Origin of the sequence: Glaciimonas sp. PAMC28666 (genome assembly GCF_016917355.1) — a bacterium.
Taxonomy (GTDB): Bacteria; Pseudomonadota; Gammaproteobacteria; order Burkholderiales; family Burkholderiaceae_D; genus Glaciimonas.
In genome coordinates this window covers 3500564-3521822 of the sequence record NZ_CP070304.1, presented here as the reverse complement: position 1 = coordinate 3521822, position 21259 = coordinate 3500564, and the positions used below count along the sequence as shown (strand labels likewise).

The following is a 21259-nucleotide window of genomic DNA, read 5'->3' as shown; positions in this document are numbered from 1 at the left end:
TTATCGTCACAGAGCAGCGGAATTGAGACCTATTCCCCACTCGATCGACAACCAATTTCAACCGAATATTAAAAACAGCATTGCGTTAATGCCTTCACTTCACGATGACCTCACGCGCACTTAAGCTACCGATAGGCGCGCGGAAGAGAAGGCAAGACAACTGCTCACTCTCCCCATCCGCGTTCCTAACAGGCCGCTCTTACTTTATTTAATTTGCGCTTCAGTGTAATAACCGCTGCCGGTCACCAACACTTGTTTCCAGTTAGAGGCGTCAACAATGACCGGTTTTAACAGGAACGCAGGCACAACCTTCACGCCGTTGTTATATGTTTTGGTATCGTTGATTTGCGGCGTTTTACCGCTCAGGACAGCATCGACCATGCCGACTGTTACTTTGGCAAGTTCGCGTGTATCTTTAAAAACGGTTGAGCGCTGCTCACCGCGGATGATCGACTTCACCGATGGAATTTCCGCATCTTGACCGGTCACAACCGGCATTGGCAATTTTGGCGTGCCGTATCCCACGCCTTTCAACGACGAGATAATGCCGATACTCAAACCGTCATACGGGGACAAAACAGCATCGACACGCGCATTGGTGTAAAACGCGCTCAACAGATTATCCATCCGGGCCTGTGCAACCGCACCATCCCAACGTAGCGTAGAGACTTTTTCCATTCCCAATTGCTTGCTGCGAACAACCAACTTGCCGCTGTCGATATAAGGTTTCAAGACCGACATCGCGCCGTTATAGAAAAAGAAGGCGTTGTTATCATCTGCCGAACCACCGAAAAGCTCAATATTGAATGGGCCTTTGCCGGACTGCAAACCCAGCGCTTTGACGATATATCCAGCTTGTAGCACACCAACCTGGAAATTATCGAAAGTGGCGTAGTAATCGACGTTTTTGGAGTTACGAATCAAACGATCGTACGCAATGATCTTAACGCCCTTGTCAGCTGCTTTTTGCAGCACGTCGGACAGCGTTGTACCGTCAATCGATGCGATCACGAGCACTTTTGCGCCCTTGGTGACCATGTTTTCAATTTGCGCCAGCTGATTCGGGATGTCATCTTCCGCATATTGCAAATCTGTTTTGTAGCCTTTTTCCTTGAAGACCTTGACCATATTGTCGCCATCAGCGATCCAGCGTGCTGAAGATTTTGTTGGCATTGAAATGCCAACTAATGCTTTTTCCTGTGCGCTGGCCTGTGATGCAATGCCGATAAGGCCTATCATCAATCCTAGAATCGTGGATTTAATCATCTTCACAACTTATCTCCTTTAGTTATTGTATTGCTGCTGGACCGCTGTTGCTGCTTTTGCATTGAGTGACTTACTTGCTCCGCTGCATCTTACTTTTTTCACTACCGACATTTTTTCGACTTCACCCGTTATATTACGAATTATTGTGATATCCAACAAATGAATTATTTTACGAATTCCATATTTGTTTTGATATCGATGCGGAGAGCTGGGTGAATGAAAGTTCGCAAAGCTGATGACGCCGAAATTAATAATTGGTCGAAAAACTTTTAAAATTCGCTAGGCAGAACCAGCCCTAGTGTAAAAATTGTTCGACGATCTGACCAATCACTTTTTATTCAAAAGTGATATCGATTTCGATATGAGAGCGCACACGATGTGACGTTGCGAAGGCAGACGTCAGGCTGCAGACTCCAATCACTTAATTACGAAGATATCAATATGTCAATAATAGGATTTGGGCGCATTACTGCGAGGACAACCCGCGCACATGATCGTGGGTTCCTTTACTGAGAGTATCGAAAACCATTCTTGCTATGGTTCCAACCTGCTCGTCGCGTAAATAAAGAAAGAAATTTACATCCGGCAAACGGGGAAAACCTTCAGCCGCGCCCAATACACGTAACTCCGGGCTGATCATCTCAATGCTACGCGCCGTTATTCCCAACCCAGCCCTTAACGCCGCTTTGATCCCCACCAGAGTCGGCGCAACATAACTGATGCGGTAAGGGATTTTGGCCTGGTCCAAAGACTGCAAGGCGATTTCCCGAAATAAACTGGGTTCGTCTGCGACGACCAGTTTGACTGGGTTAGCCGGGTTATGAATGTAATCGGAAGAGCAAAGCCAGACCGTCGGGGATGTCCTTAAAATAATGCCTGGATGCGCGTCCGTTTTGCGAGTCGACACGGTCAGGTCAATTTCCCCACGACGCAGCGCCTGCATCAAAAAGGGGCTTCTACCGACATGGATTTCCATCCGTAACTGCGGATAAATTTTGGCAAAGCGTGAGAGCAACGACGGCAAGATCGTTTCAGCTATGTCGTTCGGCGCACCAATGCGCAGCGAGCCGGTAACGTCATCCATATCCAGCATGCTGATCGCCTCATCGTTGAGGGCCAGAATGCGTACCGCGTATTCGAGCAGCTTGGCACCCTGTGTCGTCAGCTGTTTGGTACGCCCGGCTTTCTGAAACAATGTAAAGCCTAGCTGCGACTCCAACCTTTGCATCTGTTGGGTGACGGCGGATTGCGTCCGATGCACACGATCAGCCGCGGCAGCAAAAGATGAAAATTCGGCAATAGCGACGAATGTTCGCAATAACTCCATATCAAGATTGCGCATCGAAACCGGTCCTAATTAAGTTAAATGGATTAGCAGCATCGCGGAAGTGGTGCAAGAAACTGATGAAAAAGGGCCTTTGCACCATCAAGGTGATGATAAAACATTAGCGATGCTAATGGTTTGAAGTTAAGAATTAAATTGTTCCGTGTCCATTTTTTGGATAATCTGAATCTATCCATTCAAGGCGCTATGCTGTTCGGGTGTTGACGATTCGCTGTAATAAATCCAACCACAAAAATGATTCTTGCGACCATTTATACAAGGAATATGAAATGAAGAAGTTAGCATCAGCACCCCTCTCAGCATCCATCAACGGTGTCGCGTTGGCACTCATATTAAGTAGCGTGGTAACGATGGCACACGCCGATCAATTAAGCGATATCCGGGCACGCGGCACGCTCAGTTGCGGCACGCAGAATGTCAGTGAACCATACGCCTTCCCCGATCCGAGCACACGCCAGATCGTCGGCTTCGATGTCGATATCTGTAACGCCTTAGCCAAGGGTCTCGGCGTCAAACTGGTACACAAACCGGTCTCAACCGACGCCCGTATTCCCGAATTAAAAACCCGTCGCGTCGACGTGCTCGCTGCCTCAGTTGCCTTCATGCCAGCCCGCGCCGCGCAGGTAGACTTTAGTAATCAGTACTTTGTGGCACCTATTAAAATCCTGGTGCGAGACAGTTCACCTATCAAGACCATTGCAGACCTTGCGGGTAAAAAAATATCTGCTAGCGAAGGCTCCAGTTCCGCCGCCCTCGGTGCCAGCAAATTGCCCGATTCGCGGCTGCTAACCTTCCATGATATTTCATCCGGATTTCTTGCCTTGCAACAGGGCAAAGTAGACGGTCTGGTTGCCGGACAACTAATTCTATCCCGCTTCGCCCGTGAAGCCGCGCAAAAAGGCGGCGAACAATATCGACTGCTACCCGGATCAATTTTCGAAGAACGGATCGGTGTGGCGATCAACAAAAATGAACCGACACTGGTGGCGGCAATCAACCAGATTTTGCTCAACTACGAAAAATCAGGCGAACTCCAGACCAGCTTTGATAAATGGTTAGGTGCGAATTCTATTTACAAGATGACACGCGAATATAAGGTCGAGCCAATTAGCCGTAGCTGATGGGATTGCAGGTTGCTGGAATTTCGGCTCTTGCTGCAACTCCTGATCGAACAAGGGTTTTTGGCTACCGCACTCAGGTAGCCTTACATAACCTTTTTTATAGCTTTAATGCGTTTTTGCAGGGAATATTATAGATGTTCGATTTATCCTTTTTACTTGAGGATGGCTATCTCCATTTATTTTGGAATGGTGTCCTGACCACCTTGCAGTTATTTTCTGTCTCGGGAATATTGGCACTGCTGATCGGCATAGTGTTGGTCATCATGCGTTCATCAGGAATCAACGTTCTCAAAATGATCGTGGTGGGCTTCGTGGAATACCACCGCAATGTGCCGATCCTCGTGCAGATTTTAATCTGGTATTTTGGTGTGCCCCAAGCCTTACCTGAGGCCATAAAAATCTGGGTCAACGCTGGCAATACCGAATTTATTTTTGCTGCGATTGCCCTGGCGATGAATTCGGCAGCGTTCATCTCGGAAGACATACGCTCGGGATTGCGCGCCATTCCGCACACGCAGGAAGAAGCTGCTTGCTCGATTGGTCTCGACTTTTTGCAACGCTATCGCTATGTGATTCTGCCGCAAGCCATCAGAGTCGCGATTCCATCGCTCATCAATCAGACCCTGATTTTGTTCAAGAACAGCAGTCTTGCCATGGCTATCGGCGTGCATGAATTGCTGTTTCAGACCAAGCAGATCGACAATGCAACCTTCCGCACTTTCGACGTATTTTTGGTTGCCACCGTCCTGTATCTGATCGGCTCGATTTCCCTGATGCTGATCGCAGATCGCTTCAGCCAACAGAACACTCAAAAGGGCTGACTCATGCTGGATATTTTACAAAACTATTCCTCGTTGTTCCTTATCGGCGCATATCCCAACGGGCCACTTGGTGGCCTGGCGATGACGTTGACACTATCGGTATTAGGGTTGACGTTATCGTTTCCGATTGCCGTCCTGCTAGGCCTCGCACATATGTCTTCGTTCGGCTGGTTGCGTTTCATTGCGCAATGGTGGACGAGGATCATACGCGGCATACCGTTGCTGCTGATTATTTTCTGGGCCTATTTTTGCGTACCGTTAATTGTCCATGCAGAGGTCTCTGGCTTCACCACGGTGGTGTGTGCAATCGTTGTGTATGAGAGCGCCTTTTTGGCGCAAGTGGTACGGGCCGGTCTGGAAGGCTTGCCAAAAGGCCAGACCGAAGCCGCACGCTCAATTGGTTTGACCTGGATGCAAAGCATGCGATTTGTGCGCTTGCCCCAGGCACTGCTCAACATGGTTCCCTCTATCGTGAACCAGTTCGTTTCCACGATCAAAGCCACCTCTCTAGCCTACGTCATAGGCGTGCCGGAACTGACTTATTCGGCGGCGCAGGTCAACACCATGACACTCACCAAACCGCTCGAAACCTATCTGGTATTAGCGGGCTTCTATTTTGTGCTCTGTTTTTGCATATCGCGCTGCGCCGGTCTGTTGGAGTTGCGCATTGCTGGCAAATCAAGAAGAGTGTCCTGATGGTTGAGTGGACGGTTTGAATTTGATGTTGTTTAAGGAGCTATCCATGTTGAAGTTAGAAAAAATTGATAAATGGTACGGAGACTACCATGCTCTAAAAGGGGTGAATGCGGACATCAGGAAAGGCGAAGTAGTGGTGATATGCGGGCCTTCCGGATCGGGCAAATCGACCCTGATACGGACCATTACCAGGCTCGAGGCTATTCAATCCGGACGCATCTTGTTCGAAGAAAAAAATATCTACGGACCTGATGCCGATGTCAACAAACTACGGGCCCGGGTCGGTTTCGTTTTTCAGAGCTTCAACCTGTTCCAGAACATGTCTGTACGCGAAAACCTGACGCTGGGACCAGTCAAGGTGCTTGGGATCAGTCGCGATGAGGCCAATATCCGTGCGCATGAACTATTGCTGAAGGTCGGGCTGGAAAAGAAAATCGACGCCATGCCCGCCAATTTATCAGGCGGTCAGCAACAGCGCGTGGCGATTGCCCGCGCTCTGGCGATGCGGCCAGCGCTTATGTTGTTCGACGAACCAACGAGTGCACTCGATCCGGAAATGGTATCGGAAGTGCTACAGGTCATGCAATCGCTGGCACGCGACGGTATGACGATGGTGATTGTTTCCCATGAAATGGGATTCACCCGAGAGGTCGCAAGTCGCGTCTGGTTCATGGATAACGGGGAACTGCTGGAAGATGCGCCACCGGAGGCATTTTTCACCAATCCCAGCCATCCGCGCGCCCGTAAATTTTTGCAGGACGTACTACGCCCTCACGACCGTGTCAGCACCCAGATGGCGGCGTGAACGCTTACTGAAAACCGCATTAACAATGATCGACAGTCGTCCGAAGGCACGTTTGAGTGACCACGCAGACAAATAATTATCCGATTCTATAAAGGAAAAATCATGAACCAATCCAATGAAAAGCAGCAGATCGTCTCTGCCGCGATCAATAACATCAAACAGATCATTCACCAGGATGGCACCACCCGCGCGTCACTGGCCAAGGTCCTGACCGTGGTCGAAGCACTCGCCGCACGAACCCAGTTATGGAACGCCGACAAGTATGCAGCACCGGTTGATGGAGAATTACAAGCCCGGTATATGATTCACGAAGAGAGCGATCAAACCTACGCGCTCTATCTCAACGTCATGCTCCCAGGAAAGCGGATTACGCCACATGACCATACCACCTGGGCCTGCATCGCCGCGGTTGAGGGCGTCGAACACAATTATGTGTATCGCCGCACCGACGACTGCAGCGTGCCGGGTGTCGGCGCACTAGAACTGGAAAGTACCGTCGTGGTCGATCCCGGCCACGGTATCGCACTCATGCCGGATGACATTCATGCGGTCCAGATTCAAGGCGAAACAGCGATCCGTCATCTCCACATGTATGGCCGTGCACTGGAAACCCTGAACGCCCGGATCGGCTTCGATCTTGAGACAGGCCGCTACCAGATAATGGGCATCGGTGTTCCAACGCGGCGCTAATTTGAATCTCTCCTTCAGGCCACTTACCGAAACCATTTATGCATAAATTTGTCGAACCCCATACTCTCAAAAACTGGTTACATGACGATGACGAAATCGCGCTCTTTGACGTGCGCGAACAAGGTCAGTACGGCGAGTCGCACCTGTTTTACGCTGTGCCGTTGCCCTACAGCCGCCTTGAGCTGGATGTTTGCAGACTCGCCCCGCGTCGCTCCGTAAGGTTAGTCGTGTATGACGAACACCAGACTATTGCCCCCAAAGCTGCCCGCAGCCTCATCGCCCTAGGCTATACCGATGTCCATATTCTGGAAGGCGGGACCGCTGCCTGGAAAGCAGTGGGCTACCCATTGTTTGCCGGTGTCCATGTCCCGTCGAAGACGTTTGGTGAACTGATCGAAGAACACAGTCATACGCCCTCGGTGAGCGCATCAACACTCTTCGAGATGCTGGAGCGCGGCGATGATGTGGTGGTCTTGGATGGCCGTCCACTATCCGAATATCACAAGATGACCATCCCGGGATCGGTTTGTTGTCCAAACGGTGAGCTGAGTTACCGCGTCCATGACATGATCGACAGTCCGAACACCACCATCGTGGTGAATTGCGCAGGTCGCACCCGCAGCATCGTTGGTGCGCAAACCTTGATTAATCTGGGCCTTCCCAATCCGGTGATGGCCTTGGAAAATGGCACGCAGGGATGGTATCTGGAAGACCTTAAACTGGAACATGGGAGCGAGCGTCGCTACCCTGATCAGGTCTCGGATTATGGACGCGTCGCTGGCCGCGCTGCCAGTGCGCGTGTCGCCGCGCGTTTCAATGTAGAAAGCGTCGATGCGACTGCGATCTCCCGATGGATATCGTCCGGCAACTGCTCGGTATTTTTATGCGATGTGCGCACGCCTAATGAATTCGGGAGCGGCAGCCTGCCCGGTGCGCAGCACACGCCTGGCGGTCAACTGATACAGGCAACCGATCAATACATCGGCGTGCGTCATGCAAAGCTGGTGCTGTTTGATGATGATGGATGCCGCGCGCCTGTCGTCGCCAGTTGGCTGAAGCAGTTGGGGCACGATGCCTATGTATTGAGAGATGGCATTGAAAGTAAATTCTCGCTCGCCGCCCTTGAGAATATAAAGGAATCTGCTTTCGCGGGGCCGGCAGTGGCGACGATGAATATCACTACTCTGAGCGCACGAATAGCGGCCAATAACATCCGGGTGCTGGATGTGCGGCCGGGCATGCAATTCCGCAAATCACATATTCCTGGGGCTACCTGGAGCATCCGCCCTAGCCTCCCGGCATTCGAACTATTTGCTCAGGGCGGCGATGTTATTCTGGTCGGCGATGACGCTACGATCATTGCGCTCGTTGCAAAAGAATGGACGCAATTATCACCGGAGTGCGGGGCTAGAATATGGCAACTGGAAGGGGGATTTTCAGCCTGGACTAAAGCGCAACTGGAGGTTGAAAGCACACCGGACCTGCCGCCTGATGCTGAATGTATCGATTATCTTTTCTTCGTGCATGACCGACATGACGGCAATAAAGCCGCCGCACGCCAATATCTGAAGTGGGAAACCGGACTGCTGGCTCAACTCGATCAACGCGAACGGGATGCCTTTAATCTGGATGCGGCATCGACAGAAGCCATCACGAAAATTTCTTAACATCGCATTGTGTATTATTTACTGCATGTTTTCAACCATCCACAGGGAAAAGACAATGTCTCCATTTTTATTGAAGAAGCTTCGTCCTCATACCCGATTGCTTAAGGCTGGCAATGCTCCAGCGTATCGTGGTGGCAAGGCGGTCAATCCGCCAGTGGTGCGCGCTTCCACCGTGTTGTTTGAATCAGTCGAAGAGCTCGATGCAATGCGTGCGCATCGCAACGACGAGCGGTTATTTACTTATGGAGCACGCGGCAATCCGACCGCGTTTGCGCTAGAGGATGTGGTTTCGGATATCGAAGGCGGATTTCGCACCAGGCTGTTCCCGACCGGCCTGGCAGCCATCGCGATGGTCTTCACAACTTATCTGAAACCGGGCGATCATGTACTGATTGCTGACTGCGTGTATCAACCGGTGCGTCATTTCGCAGAAACGTTCATGAAAAAGTTCGGTATTGAAGTCACGTTCTTTTGCGCCGACGGGAGCGATATCGTGGAAAAGGCCCGACCTGAAACCAGGATGTTGTATGTTGAATGTCCTGGTTCGCTAGTGTATGAACTCTGCGATATGCGCGCACTGGCAACTCTGGCTGCCGCGAATAACTGGCTCCTAGTGGCGGACAACACCTGGGGCTCAGGATTGCAATACCAACCGTTGGCCTTGGGTGCCGACGTCTCGGTCATAGCTGCCACCAAGTATCTTAGTGGCCACTCCGACGTCATGATGGGAACGGTGACTACTAACGAAAAAGCCTGGCGGCCGTTGGCAGAAATGAGCGATGCGTGTGGGATGACTGTCAGTCCTGACGATGCTTATCTGGTCTTGCGCGGCATCCGCACGTTAGCTGCGCGCCTTGCGCTTCACGAGCAGCACGCATTGAAAATAGCGCAATGGTTGCTCGGCCGCGCAGAGGTCGCACGGGTATTCTGTCCGGCCTTACCCGACCATCCCGGACATGCTATCTGGCAGCGCGATTGTCAGGGCACCAACGGTCTGGTTTCGTTTGAATTTAGCCGCGCCGACCGGTCGGCCGCGGCGCGCTTCGTCAATCAACTGACATTATTTGGTATAGGCGCTTCATGGGGCGGTTATGAAAGCCTTGCGACCATTTCCGATTTGAAAAGTGCCCGCACTGTGACCGATTGGTCTGAGGCAGGAACCATCGTCAGATTACATATCGGAATGGAAGACCCTGAGGATTTGATTGAGGATCTGGCGCAGGCCTTCGCAGTCGTGGGTTGAACCGCCCTCAGGCATTATTCCGTTGCATAAGCTATTGAAATAACCATCTATCTGGTCCGCCGGGCGGTAATCGATACGCGCTTAACGCGCAACGTTAAGCGCGTACCGCCATCGCACAAAACAGGCTTAAAAACAGGCCTAAAAACGTGCTTAGAACCAGGCCTAAAAACGCGCTAATAAATCGATCTGACTTATTAACGGTTCGGCGTCACCCGGTTTCGCTTTTTTATAACTTCCGTCAGCCGTCATATCCCATGCGGACGCATTATCCTGCAGATGTATCAACAAACTTTCTTCGATGACGCGGCGCTTTAATTTGCTGTCCAGTATCGGAAATGCCGTTTCGATACGACGGAATAAATTCCGATCCATCCAGTCGGCACTCGATAGCGTGACGTGCTCTTCACCATCTGCGTAGAAATAAAATACCCGATGATGTTCTAAAAAGCGGCCGATTATGGAACGCACCGTAATGTTTTCCGATAATCCGGGAACACCGGCTTGCAGCGCGCAAACACCCCGAATGATCAATTGAATTCTGACGCCAGCTTGCGAGGCTTCATATAAGGCTGCGATAACCGTCGGTTCCAGTAATGCGTTCATCTTGGCGATGATATAGCCCTGACGCCCCGCCTTGGCGGCATCAACTTCCTTCTGAATGGCTTTGAGAATATTCGCATGTAACGTAAACGGCGATTGCCACAACCGCTTAAGCTGCACCTGCTTGCCGAAGCCGGTCAGTTGCTGAAACACGTTATGGACATCTTCGCACATCTTGTCATCGCTGGTCATCAGCCCAAAATCTGTGTACAGGCGCGCGGTGCGTGAATGATAGTTTCCCGTGCCAAGATGGACGTAACGTTTGAGTTTGGTATGTTTGGCGTGCTGTTTACGCCGGACGATTAACAACATCTTGGCGTGGGTCTTATAACCAAATACACCATATACGACATGCACCCCAACCGCCTCCAGTTTGGCCGCCCAGCCGATATTGGTTTCTTCATCAAAGCGCGCCATCAGTTCCAGCACCACTGTGACTTCCTTGCCATTTTTAGCTGCCTGCATCAACGCATTCATTAACGCCGATTCATTACCAGTCCGATAAATGGTTTGCTTGATCGCAAGGACATCCGGGTCAATCGCTGCTTGCTGTAATAGCTCCAGCACCGGCTGAAAACTCTCGTATGGATGATGCAGCAGAACATCGTCCTGATCGATGACATCGAACACCGATGAGCCCGTAAAGAACGATTTCGGCAGCACCGGGGTATGGGGAACGAACTTCAGATCGGGACGGGCAACCAAATCCGGTAAGGGCATCAGGCGCACCAGATTGACCGACCCATTGACGCGATAGCAATCACCGGGCTGTAAACCGTTTTGGTTCAACAGGCGTAAAACCAGGGAGGCAGGCGTATCATCCGCCACTTCCAGTCGCACCGCATTTCCGAGTTGTCGGGTCGGCAGCTCACCTTGTAAAGCCAGCCGCAAGTCAGTGACCTCATCCTCGTCCACAAACAGATCGCTGTTACGGGTAACGCGGAACTGATAACAGCCTCCGATAGATAAGCCAGGGAATAGTTCGCCGACAAAGCACTGCATAAAACTGCTTAACAGGACAAAACCATAAGGGTGGCGCGAGAGCTCCTCCGGCATGCGAACCAGGCGCGGCAAGGCACGTGGTGCCTGAACGATGGCGAGTTCCGGCTCCCGGCCAAAGGCATCTTTGCCGCTCAGCTTAACGGCAAAATTCAAGCTCTTATTCAACACTTTTGGAAACGGATGCGCTGGATCGAGACCAATCGGTGTCAGCACTGGCAGAAGTTCGGTTTTAAAAAACTCGTGAGCCCAGGCACGCTGCTTGTCGTCCCAGTCGGACTCGGCATAAAAAACAATTCCTTCGGCATTTAGCGCAGGCAACAACACTTCGTTAAACAAGGCGTATTGGCGGGTAACCAACTTTTGGGCGCGCTCGCTAATCACCGTGTAAGCCTGCTGTAGCGACATGCCGTCCGGCGTCACCCCATCAATAGACTCGCGCATCTGCTCCTGCAAACCAGACATGCGAATTTCGGAAAATTCATCCAGATTGCTACTGGTGATGCACACAAAACGCAGGCGTTCCAGCAAAGGTACGGAGGGATCTTCAGCTTGCGCCAGCACCCGCTCATTAAAGGCCAGGACGCCCAGTTCGCGATTGAGTAAAGGAAAGGTCATATTGTTGAATAAATGGTCATCGGGATTCGGGTGCAAAAATCTGCTCGCATCGTTACCCTGAGTATGACTCATGATAATCGGCCAAATTGTAATGACCGATTATGACGAACCAATGACACGTCAACTGGTCCGGAAAACGCGGGATAGTTGCAATGCCCGTTTCTACGTTACCTGTTCTCCGGCGCAATACCTTTGATTGTCGCAGAAAAGCGCGCATGTACTTCAGCCACGACCGGCCTGTGTTTCACCTCAATTTTGGCCGGATTACGACCTAAAAAATTCCCGCCGATCAGATCTTTTGACGGCCTGATCGGACGCGGGGTAAAGCCGCCGCCGCAATTGGGACAAACATTCTCAAGAACGACTTCGACACAGGACGCGCAAAATGTACATTCGTAAGAACAAATGCATGCTTCAATCGATGCTGGTGGCAGTGCTTTATCGCAGTTCTCGCAGGTGGGCCTGAGTTCTAACATCGCGTCTTCCTCAGCATATTAAAATAGTGTAACTGATGGCGGAATGCCCATCAAAGAGCATCTGCAGTGTCTCTGCAATATACCCCAGCATGCCAGAACCGCCTACTCTGCAACCTGGGAATCGGCTGATTCGGTATAACAAAACAACGCAATAAATTTCACCAGTAAAAATTTTGCCCGCCAGCGCCAACTTCCCCTACCATATGATCGTCACCTTTTTCACGGGGGAAATTGTCCGTCATGTTGTCGATCTCGTTCGCAAAAACGCTTGGATTATTTGCCTTAACCGCCTTTGCCGAGATACTCGGCTGCTATTTGCCGATGCTGTGGCTTCAGGGCAAAGGATCGGTATGGCTGCTGCTACCGGCCGTCGTAAGCCTGACAGCGTTCGTATGGCTGCTGAGTCTGCATCCGATTGCCAGTGGCCGCGTGTATGCTGCCTATGGCGCGGTATATATTGCTACCGCAATCATCTGGCTGTGGGGTGTGGACGGCGTCACACCACGTTGGACTGATCTGCTTGGCGCCGGTCTCGCATTGAGCGGTGCTGCGGTGATCGCTGTGGGAGCGCGCACATAAACAAGGGCACGGCGTGATAACCTTTCAGGCAATCAGCTGCTGCCGCCCTTCAATTTAATCGTCAAATGTCGATCACCACGGGAGTTCTCATGAAAAAACAAATTATAAGCATCGCACCATTGCAGACTGCCAAAGTATTAGCCGTTCTTTATTTTGCAATAACCCTGCCGTTCATTATTCTATCGACGCTGTTTATGCTGGTGATACCAGGTGACCGCACTTCGTCCTTTTCTGGATTCATTCTGTTGACGCCAATTCTTTATGCGCTATTTGGCTTCGTTTTTACACTATTCGGCGCGTGGGTATACAACAAGGTAGCAGAGCGCATCGGCGGTATTGAGTTGCAGACACAGGACGTAGTCGAGGAGGCTTGAACCGAGAATTCCGAGAAACCCGAAGGTTTCTCTCAGCTTCAGCGGGATAATGTCTGGCTTGATATAGGTCCGACTTGATACGGTCCGACTTGATGCAGGTCCGACTGATACCTAACGTATGCCGATGACCGCAAGTCCCGCTGCAAATACCACATACAGTCCGCCAAACAGTGCCAGCCGGGGTCCGGTCAGCATCTGTTTGCGCAATAATACATACAACCCAGCGATGGATACCATCGTGATGGTACCGGCCCAGATCAACGCGGTATCCAGCATCCACGGCGTAAAGATCAAGACCAGCGCCGTCGGAATAGTGGCCTGAATCATCATCGCACCGCTAATATTACTTAGTGCCAACGTTTGCTTGCCCTGGCGAACCCAGATCACGGCATTCAGAATCTCTGGTAGTTCGGTGGCAATCGGACTCAATAGCAAAGCCACCAAATGTGGGGAAATACCAAGCCACGGTGCCATCGCCTCGAGCTGAGCGACAAATAGCTGTGAGCTCAAAAAGATGACAACGAGAGCGACTATCGTCTGCAATGTAGCCCAGCCTAGCCCCGGTTCCGGATCATGCGGGCGGAATTTCAATGGATCAAGATCGTGGACCTCAACGTCAGCACTATCCTCTTTACGAATTTCGCCCCAGATATAGGCACCGTATGCCAGCAGAAACAGCAGGCCAAACCAGGGCTTAAATGCAAAAGCGAACAAACCAAGAGATATTTTGAGAATGAAAATTCCCATGAACCAGGCCTGATCGCGACTCAATCGTGCACCATCCGCCGTGGACAACAAAATACTTCCGAGTTTTTTGCGGTTTAAAATAAACATTAACCCGACTACCGCATAGGCAATCGTACTGAGCGCCAGCGGACCGCCAAGTGCTGCACCAACGCCGATGTCCTTATGCGCGGCATCGCGACCAAACACGACGGCAACAAAGGTAACCACGGTTTCTGGCAAAGCTGTGCCGAAGGCTGCCAGCACCGTACCGACCGCGCTTTGGGCAACCCCCAGACGTCGACCTACCCATTCGATACTATTGACGAAATATTCACATGACAAATAAATAACAATCGCCGATCCTAATAATAATGCGATCGTCAACATCATGCTGCAACCTCGTGTGCATCAACTGCTTGAGCAAGCGGGAATTGAATAGGCGCTAAACTGGAATAATCAACTGAAGAATGATCAACAGGAAAATAACGAGACTTAAACATAGGGAGTTCCTGGGGGCTGGGCACTGACAAATGGCACAGCGTCCCCGCCCAGCCGGGTAAGGACAATGTACCAAAGGTCTTGCCACACCTGACGGTTGCGTATGCCATGACGATAAGCGTCAAGTATGTTGACATACGCTCATTGCAACAATGAAACACCTTTGTGGCTGGTATGACCCATGGTAGGTCAAGCACAATAAGTGTCATTTATTGCAAGAAGGCTACTCCCCTAAGGAAGCGCCGATATTATCATTAAAATTCCCGTCGTGGCAATCTTCGAATCCGCAATTCTCCCTATTTCTACAATAGGTCACTTATCGGGAAAGCGCATAATCCGGGGGAGATAGCCATAAACGGCTAAAATGGCGGCTAAATGCATTTCAGGCTGATTTTTTATTGTTTTTTTGCTCATCCATATTGAACGTTTGCGCGCCTTCCTGAGCGCCGGCGAGGTTCAATAATCGACGTAGCTATTTTTTGATTGGAGCACATTGTCATGAAATGGGCAGTGATTAGTATTTTCCTTTTATCCATCATTTACGTGCACTTCCGCGGAAAGGTGCGCTTGCCGTTTTTTCGGCAATTGTTCGACCATTCATCGATCATGGCACCGCTGAATATTTTGATGTATTTATTTTCCAAGGTGCCGACCAACACGGCCTATCTGCCAACCAGCGCTTTCAGCGATCTGAAAATACTGGAAGATAACTGGGAAACGATCCGCGACGAAGCACAGGCGTTGATCGGGATGGAAAAAATCCGCGCCGCTGCCAAGAACGACGATGCGGGTTTCAATTCTTTTTTCAAGGCGGGCTGGAAGCGTTTCTATTTAAAATGGTACGACGCCAGCCATCCGTCGGCTGAACAATTTTGTCCTAAAACAGTCGCGTTACTGCGTCGAACACCGAGCGTAAAAGCCGCGATGTTTGCGGAACTTGGACCGGGCGGAAAACTGAATTTGCATCGCGATCCATTTGCCGGATCAATGCGCTATCACTTGGGTCTGATCACGCCCAACGATGACCGCTGTTTTATCGAAGTCAACGGAGAACGCCACAGCTGGCGCGATGGGCAAGGGGTCGTTTTCGATGAGACTTTTATGCATTGGGCGCATAACGGCACAGACATCAATCGCATCATTATTTTCTGCGATATCGAACGCCCGATGAAGTATCGCTGGGCGCAAGCGGTTAACCGCTGGCTCGGTCGACACATGATGAGCGCGGCGGCATCGCCGAATGACACCGGCGACCAGACCGGCGGCATTAACAAGCTGTTTCGCTTTGTCTGGGCTGCGGGTCAATATCGCAGAGCGCTCAAAAAATTCAGCAAGCCGCTCTATTACGTGGTCAAATTTGGTTTAATTATTGGCGTCATCGCAGCAATAATCTGGCTGTAATCGCTTATCGCGGGGGACCGAAATTGGGGCGCAAACATGCGCCCCAGCCATGACTACTATCTTAACGCGCCGGTAATATCTTGCCGGTCACACTACCAAAGCCGACCCGATAACCATCACCCTGACACCATCCGGTCATTGCAATTTCGTCACCGTCCTGAATAAACCCACGCTGCACGCCGTTTGCCAGAGACAACGGTTTCTGGCCATTCCGCGTCAGTTCCAGCAAACTCCCGAACGCTTCCGATGTACTGCCGCTGATCGTTCCTGAGCCCATCAGGTCGCCTACTTTAGTATTACAACCTGATACCGTGTGATGTGCCAGTTGCTGCGCCATAGTCCAGTACATGGCTTTGAAATTAGTTTTGCAAATTGTTTGTCCTTCACCTGATCTACCTTCATCTTCTGCCGGTTTCAACGTCACCTCCAACGCGATGTTATAGCCGTTATCAGTGCTTTGCTGCAGATACGGTAGCGGCGTCGGCTGCTGCACCGGACTGGCGACGCGAAAGGGTTCCAGCGCCTCCATTGTCACCACCCAAGGCGAGATCGAGGTGCCGAACGATTTGCTGTTAAATGGTCCGAGCGGCACGTATTCCCATTGCTGCAAGTCACGGGCACTCCAGTCGTTAAGTAACACCATCCCAAAAATATGCTGCTCTGCAACTGCGATATCAATCGGCTCGCCCAACGCATTTGCCTGACCGATCAGGAAACCGGTTTCCAGTTCGAAATCCAGTTTGCGCGACGGCGCAAAAATCGGCGCATCAGCATCAGGCAATTTCAACTGTCCTTTAGGGCGATGCAACGCGGTTCCGCTGACGACGACGGAACTGGCACGGCCGTTGTAGCCGATCGGAATATGCAACCAGTTTGGCAGCAACGCGTTTTCCGGATCGCGGAACATCGAACCGACGTTGGTTGCGTGCTCTTTCGATGAATAGAAATCGGTGTAACCTGGAATTTCCATCGGCAAATGGCAGGTAATCTGGTCTTGCTGCAATAGCGCCGCGCCGCGTAGCAGCGGGTCATCGCGCAATAGTGGATTGTCGTCCTGCAGCAAATGACTGATTAACTCACGCGTGGCGCGCCAGGTCGCGTGTCCCAGCGCCACGAATTGATTCAGGCTTCCGCTTCGAAAAACCTCTGCGGGTAGCGGCAGAAGATCGGCATCCGCCAATATCGCCAGATCCAGCACTTGATCGCCAATGGCTACCCCGACTCGTAAGGTCGGATCGCCTCCATTGCTAAAGACGCCAAACGGCAAATTCTGGATAGGGAAGTGACATTCTGGTGTGGTCGCTATAAAAGACTTCAGCGTAGGGTCGTTTGGTTGCATGAAGGAACTCCATTGTCAGAAAAAAAGTGCAATTTATAATCGTGATGCGCTCTGCCTGACCGTCAATGGTCATCGTCGCAATATCGAAACTGAAAATTGGAAAAATTACTCAAGGCCATCCATTGAAATTCTTTTTCAATCCATCCCAGCAAGCGAGATAGTCCTTCTGCAAAAGCGGTGTGTCCAGCGCAAAGCGGGTCGGGTGAATCACGTAACGGCTTTCAAACATAAACGCTAATGTATTATCGATCCGATGCGGCGTCAGCTCGGCGTGGCTGGCTTTCTCAAAGGTGACCGCATCGGGCCCATGGCCGCTCATGCAATTGTGCAAACTGCCGCCGCCGGGTGCAAAGCCCTCAGCCTTGGCATCATAGGCACCGTGGACCAACCCCATGTATTCGCTCATCACATTGCGATGAAACCAAGGCGGACGGAAGGTGTTTTCGGCCACCATCCAGCGCGGTGGAAAAATCACAAAATCCACATTCGCCGTTCCAGCCAAAGCCGATGGTGAAGTCAGTACCGTAAAAATGGAAGGGTCCGGATGATCGAAACTCACCGTATTGATGGTATTGAAACGACTGAGATCATACTTGTATGGCGCGTAATTACCGTGCCACGCAACCACATCCAGCGGTGAATGGCCTATCGCGGCCGACCATAACTGGCCACCGAATTTTGCTACCAACTGAAAATCCCCCTCCCGCTCTTCGTAGGCCGCCACCGGTGCCTGAAAGTCGCGGGTATTGGCTAAGCCGTTTGCGCCAATCGGCCCCAGTTCCGGCAATTCGAATTGCGCGCCATAATTTTCACAGACATAACCGCGGGCTTCACCGTCCGGCAACGTCATACGAAAGCGGACCCCGCGTGGAATCACCAGAATCTCACCGGGGCTGACATCGAGCATTCCCATTTCAGTGTGCGCCAGCAAGCGCCCATGCTGCGGAACAATCAATAGTTCGCCATCCGCATCGTAAAAGAAACGATCATCCATCGAACGATTCGCTGCATACAAATGAATTCCCAGACCGGCTTGCATGGCCGCGTCGCCGTTGCCAGCAATCGTCACCAAACCATCAACGAAGTCGGTAGGCTGGTCTGAGGATAACAATGGTAGCGGGTCCCAGCGCAACTGGTTGGGAGACGCCGCAACCTGATTAAAAGGTCCACTACGCAGCAATGGATGATCGAGCGGTGCGAAAGCATGATGCATCGCCCCGGGTCTGATGCGATAGAGCCATGAACGCCGGTTATGGGCGCGCGGTGCCGTAAATGCGGTACCGGATAATTGCTCTGCATATAAACCATACGCTACTTTTTGTGGGGAATTTTGGCTGACAGGCAAGGCGCCCGGTAACGCCTCGGTGGCGAAGTCATTACCAAAGCCGGATTGATACTGAAGCCGACCAGAATCACCGGCTTGTTTCTGGAGGTTTATCGTGTGCGAAGGTTCAGGCATGGATGCAGTCATTAGATTCCTCACAATTTATTCTGGACGATCAGGGTTGATTGGCCCTCATTCGCACTGGTTGTAGTAATGGAACTAGCAACGGTAGATTTGCGAAGCGCACTGTTTCCCATCAGGATCAGCATCAACGCCGATACCAGCGCTGGCACCGCCAATACGATAAAAATCGTGCTGTTCGGCCAGTTCAGGCGGATCAATTCACCGCCCAGGACCGGACCGACAATCGAGCCTATCCTCCCAATCCCCAGACTCCAGCCGATGCCGGTCGAGCGCAACGTGGTCGGGTAATAGGTACCAGCCAGCGCATTCACCGCGGGCTGACCGCCAACGATACAAAAACCTGCGACAAAAATACTTCCAAACAAAAACACCAGCGATGCCTCGGGACGCCCGATCAACGCGACCGCGAACCCCGCCACAACAAACACCGGAATCAGTACGCGACGGAAACTGGAGCGATCTATGAGTTGCCCCATGATGAGCGTTCCAAATGTGCCGCCGATTTGCAAAGCGGTGCCAGCCAATACCGCGTTCGCAGTGGAAAGTCCGGCATCCTTGGCGATGGTGGGCAACCAGTTAGACAGAAAATACAGATTCACGAGATTCATGAAATTGATCACCCATAGCAGGATTGTGACCTTGGCGCGGCCTTCCTGAAAAAGCTGCAACATCGGCGCGCCCTTCCCTGCCTTTTCATTCACAACATAGCGCGTTTGAGCATCAATCACAACATTCGGATCAATCCGACGTAACCACTTACCAACCTGATCGAGTTTCTTGCCACGCAAGACCAGAAACTGCATCGACTCAGGTAGTAAAAAAATCATCAATGCCCCTATAACGAGCGGCACAACGCCGCCGACATGGAAGACCGATTGCCATCCAAAGCGCGGAATCAGGTAGGCAGACAGCAGCCCGCCCAGCACCGCGCCTAGCGTAAAGCCGCAGGACACCAACATCATCAAGGTCACGCGTTTGCGTACCGGGCTATATTCGCCCGCCAACGCCATCGCGTTCGGCATAATTGCTCCCAGCCCCAAGCCGGTAATAAAGCGGATGATTTCCAGTTCCCCCAAGGAAGTCGCCATCGGCGTCACTAACATGCAAACTGCGAAAAATAACGTCGCAGCAATCAAGACCGGGCGCCTGCCGATGCGGTCCGCCAACATGCTAAACATCAACGAACCGACCAGCATACCGAACAAACCGGCACCGAAAACCGGCCCCAGATGCGACTTGGCGATGCCCCAATCCTGGATAATCGCCGGTGCCACATATCCCATCGCCTGCACATCAAAACCGTCGACGATCAGACATAAACCGCATAAAACCAGCATGATGGTTTGCGAAAAGCCGATTTTGCTGCGGTCGATAAGGGCGGGAATGTCGATCTGGCGAAAGCCGCCGTCGGGCACCGTTGAGGAAATTGTCATTTATTTAGTCTCCGCGTTAATAGTTGTCTGTCGGATCATTCGCGCCCGACCTATACGCATTATGCACATTTTTCATTTACAAAATAATAGCTAATAATTAAAATCATTTTTTATGATTACTAAACAATTGGGGGAATCCCATGGATCGACTGGAATCATTGCGAATATTTTGCCAAGTGGTTGAGCTGAACAGTTTCAGCCGTGCAGCGCAGCAGCTGGAACTCTCAAACGGTTCAATCACCAATCATATCGCTAATCTTGAGCGTCATTTTGGCGTGCGCCTGCTAAATCGGACCACCCGTAAACTATCACTGACTGACGACGGCCATCGTTGTTATCAAAGCGCGCAACGATTATTAGGCGACATGATGGAGCTGGAAGATGCACTCCAAGGTTCGCGCGCAACGCCACAGGGCGTGCTGCGAATTGACGTGCCGACTGTGATTAGTCGCATTTATCTGGCACCGGCGCTATCGCGTTTTACCGCGCTTTACCCGGATTTAACGGTGCGCATGAACGTCAGCGATCGCATGGTCGATATGGTGGAGGGGCGTGGCGATGTCTGGATGCGGATCGGAGAACTGAAAGATTCCAGTATGGTAGCGAGACGAATCTATCAAACCAAAAATCTGTGCTGCGCGTCGCCGGAATACCTTTCACGGCATGGCGTGCCCGATTCTCCGCACGATCTGGCGCGATTCAATTGTCTGGCTTTTATTCATCCGAATACCGGTCTCAACGTTCCATGGACCTTTAGCAAAGGTAAGCAAACCGTCGAATCGAACCCGCAGACCAGCATTGCGATCAATCACGCCGAATCCCTAATCCACGCTGCAACCAGTGGTGCGGGCATTATTCAGTTGCTGTCACTATCTCTTAATCCCCAGATAAAAAGCGGGACGTTAACTCCCATTTTGACAGACTGGAGCACTACCGGGCCACCGGTCTCGGTGGTGTATCACCACAGCCATCAGCTTTCGGTCAAGGTACGGGTGTTTGTTAATTTTGTGACAGACCTGTTCGCGGAAATCGATGCCGCGGACCGTATGGTGGGTAAGCTAGAAAAGGTTGATGGTTGAGCCGGACCAGGCCGC

The 21259-nt window shown here is 51.4% G+C and carries 19 protein-coding genes and 1 riboswitch; of the genes, 11 read left to right on the top strand and 8 right to left on the bottom strand.

All coding sequences use genetic code 11. The features are described 5' to 3' along the window. Positions 1-204 precede the first annotated feature (204 nt). Together chvE and JQN73_RS15060 are read right to left on the bottom strand one after the other, a co-directional pair. A complete protein-coding gene (gene chvE, locus JQN73_RS15065) occupies positions 205-1266 on the bottom strand; it encodes a multiple monosaccharide ABC transporter substrate-binding protein (protein WP_205323389.1) in 1062 nt (353 codons plus the stop codon). 466 nt (positions 1267-1732) lie between these two features. After that, complete coding sequence (locus JQN73_RS15060) at positions 1733-2608, bottom strand: LysR substrate-binding domain-containing protein (protein WP_205319675.1); 876 nt, start codon at positions 2606-2608, stop codon at positions 1733-1735. Between the two features lie 272 nt (positions 2609-2880). On the opposite strand from JQN73_RS15060, the gene JQN73_RS15055 reads away from it, so the two are divergent. The 7 genes from JQN73_RS15055 (at position 2881) to metC (ending at position 9654) form a co-directional block, all read left to right on the top strand. Continuing rightward, complete coding sequence (locus tag JQN73_RS15055; RefSeq protein WP_205319674.1) at positions 2881-3732, top strand: transporter substrate-binding domain-containing protein; 852 nt, start codon at positions 2881-2883, stop codon at positions 3730-3732. 134 nt (positions 3733-3866) lie between these two features. Beyond that, positions 3867-4553: an amino acid ABC transporter permease gene (locus JQN73_RS15050; RefSeq protein WP_205319673.1), complete on the top strand. Its 687-nt coding sequence runs from the start codon at positions 3867-3869 to the stop codon at positions 4551-4553. Between the two features lie 3 nt (positions 4554-4556). Continuing rightward, positions 4557-5249, top strand: coding sequence for an amino acid ABC transporter permease (locus JQN73_RS15045; protein WP_205319672.1), 693 nt, complete (start codon positions 4557-4559; stop codon positions 5247-5249). Between the two features lie 46 nt (positions 5250-5295). Continuing rightward, positions 5296-6054: an amino acid ABC transporter ATP-binding protein gene (locus tag JQN73_RS15040; protein WP_205319671.1), complete on the top strand. Its 759-nt coding sequence runs from the start codon at positions 5296-5298 to the stop codon at positions 6052-6054. A 102-nt stretch (positions 6055-6156) separates the two neighbouring features. After that, positions 6157-6744 (top strand): hypothetical protein, encoded by a 588-nt coding sequence (locus JQN73_RS15035; RefSeq protein WP_304607786.1) that lies wholly within the window; start codon positions 6157-6159, stop codon positions 6742-6744. Positions 6745-6782: 38 nt separating this feature from the next. Next, positions 6783-8411 carry a rhodanese-like domain-containing protein gene (locus JQN73_RS15030; protein ID WP_205319670.1) on the top strand — a complete coding sequence of 543 codons (1629 nt, stop codon included), beginning with the start codon at positions 6783-6785 and terminating at the stop codon, positions 8409-8411. A gap of 55 nt (positions 8412-8466) precedes the next feature. Beyond that, on the top strand, positions 8467-9654 hold the full coding sequence (gene metC, locus JQN73_RS15025) for a cystathionine beta-lyase (protein WP_205319669.1): 1188 nt from the start codon (positions 8467-8469) through the stop codon (positions 9652-9654). Positions 9655-9816: 162 nt separating this feature from the next. On the opposite strand, the gene ppk1 is transcribed toward metC, so the two are convergent. Continuing rightward, the gene (gene ppk1 / locus JQN73_RS15020; RefSeq protein WP_205323387.1) at positions 9817-11871 is read right to left on the bottom strand and encodes a polyphosphate kinase 1; all 2055 of its coding nucleotides are present in this window, start codon (positions 11869-11871) and stop codon (positions 9817-9819) included. Between the two features lie 167 nt (positions 11872-12038). Continuing rightward, positions 12039-12347 (bottom strand): DUF1272 domain-containing protein, encoded by a 309-nt coding sequence (locus JQN73_RS15015; RefSeq protein ID WP_205319668.1) that lies wholly within the window; start codon positions 12345-12347, stop codon positions 12039-12041. A 240-nt stretch (positions 12348-12587) separates the two neighbouring features. Between JQN73_RS15015 and JQN73_RS15010 the strand changes: the two genes are divergently transcribed. Both JQN73_RS15010 and JQN73_RS15005 read left to right on the top strand, forming a co-directional pair. Next, on the top strand, positions 12588-12926 hold the full coding sequence (locus tag JQN73_RS15010) for a YnfA family protein (RefSeq protein ID WP_370551244.1): 339 nt from the start codon (positions 12588-12590) through the stop codon (positions 12924-12926). An 89-nt stretch (positions 12927-13015) separates the two neighbouring features. Beyond that, complete coding sequence (locus tag JQN73_RS15005) at positions 13016-13300, top strand: hypothetical protein (protein ID WP_205319667.1); 285 nt, start codon at positions 13016-13018, stop codon at positions 13298-13300. A 111-nt stretch (positions 13301-13411) separates the two neighbouring features. Here JQN73_RS15005 and JQN73_RS15000 read toward each other — a convergent pair whose 3' ends face one another. Next, complete coding sequence (locus JQN73_RS15000; RefSeq protein WP_205319666.1) at positions 13412-14416, bottom strand: sodium:calcium antiporter; 1005 nt, start codon at positions 14414-14416, stop codon at positions 13412-13414. A 119-nt stretch (positions 14417-14535) separates the two neighbouring features. Further along, a riboswitch (yybP-ykoY riboswitch) is annotated at positions 14536-14761 on the bottom strand. A gap of 261 nt (positions 14762-15022) precedes the next feature. On the opposite strand from JQN73_RS15000, the gene lpxO reads away from it, so the two are divergent. Next, the gene (gene lpxO / locus JQN73_RS14995) at positions 15023-15925 is read left to right on the top strand and encodes a lipid A hydroxylase LpxO (protein WP_205319665.1); all 903 of its coding nucleotides are present in this window, start codon (positions 15023-15025) and stop codon (positions 15923-15925) included. A gap of 61 nt (positions 15926-15986) precedes the next feature. Here the strand turns inward: lpxO and fahA are convergent, their stop codons facing one another. The 3 genes from fahA to JQN73_RS14980 all read right to left on the bottom strand — a co-directional run bounded on the left by fahA (position 15987) and on the right by JQN73_RS14980 (position 20165). Further along, positions 15987-17264 (bottom strand): fumarylacetoacetase, encoded by a 1278-nt coding sequence (fahA, locus tag JQN73_RS14990; protein WP_205319664.1) that lies wholly within the window; start codon positions 17262-17264, stop codon positions 15987-15989. A gap of 109 nt (positions 17265-17373) precedes the next feature. Further along, entirely contained in the window at positions 17374-18723 is a 1350-nt protein-coding gene (gene hmgA / locus JQN73_RS14985) for a homogentisate 1,2-dioxygenase (RefSeq protein ID WP_205323385.1), read from the bottom strand. A 20-nt stretch (positions 18724-18743) separates the two neighbouring features. Further along, on the bottom strand, positions 18744-20165 hold the full coding sequence (locus JQN73_RS14980; protein WP_205319663.1) for an aromatic acid/H+ symport family MFS transporter: 1422 nt from the start codon (positions 20163-20165) through the stop codon (positions 18744-18746). Positions 20166-20305: 140 nt separating this feature from the next. Here JQN73_RS14980 and JQN73_RS14975 point away from each other — a divergent pair, with 140 nt between their 5' ends. Then, positions 20306-21244, top strand: coding sequence for a LysR family transcriptional regulator (locus tag JQN73_RS14975; protein ID WP_205319662.1), 939 nt, complete (start codon positions 20306-20308; stop codon positions 21242-21244). Positions 21245-21259: the final 15 nt, after the last annotated feature.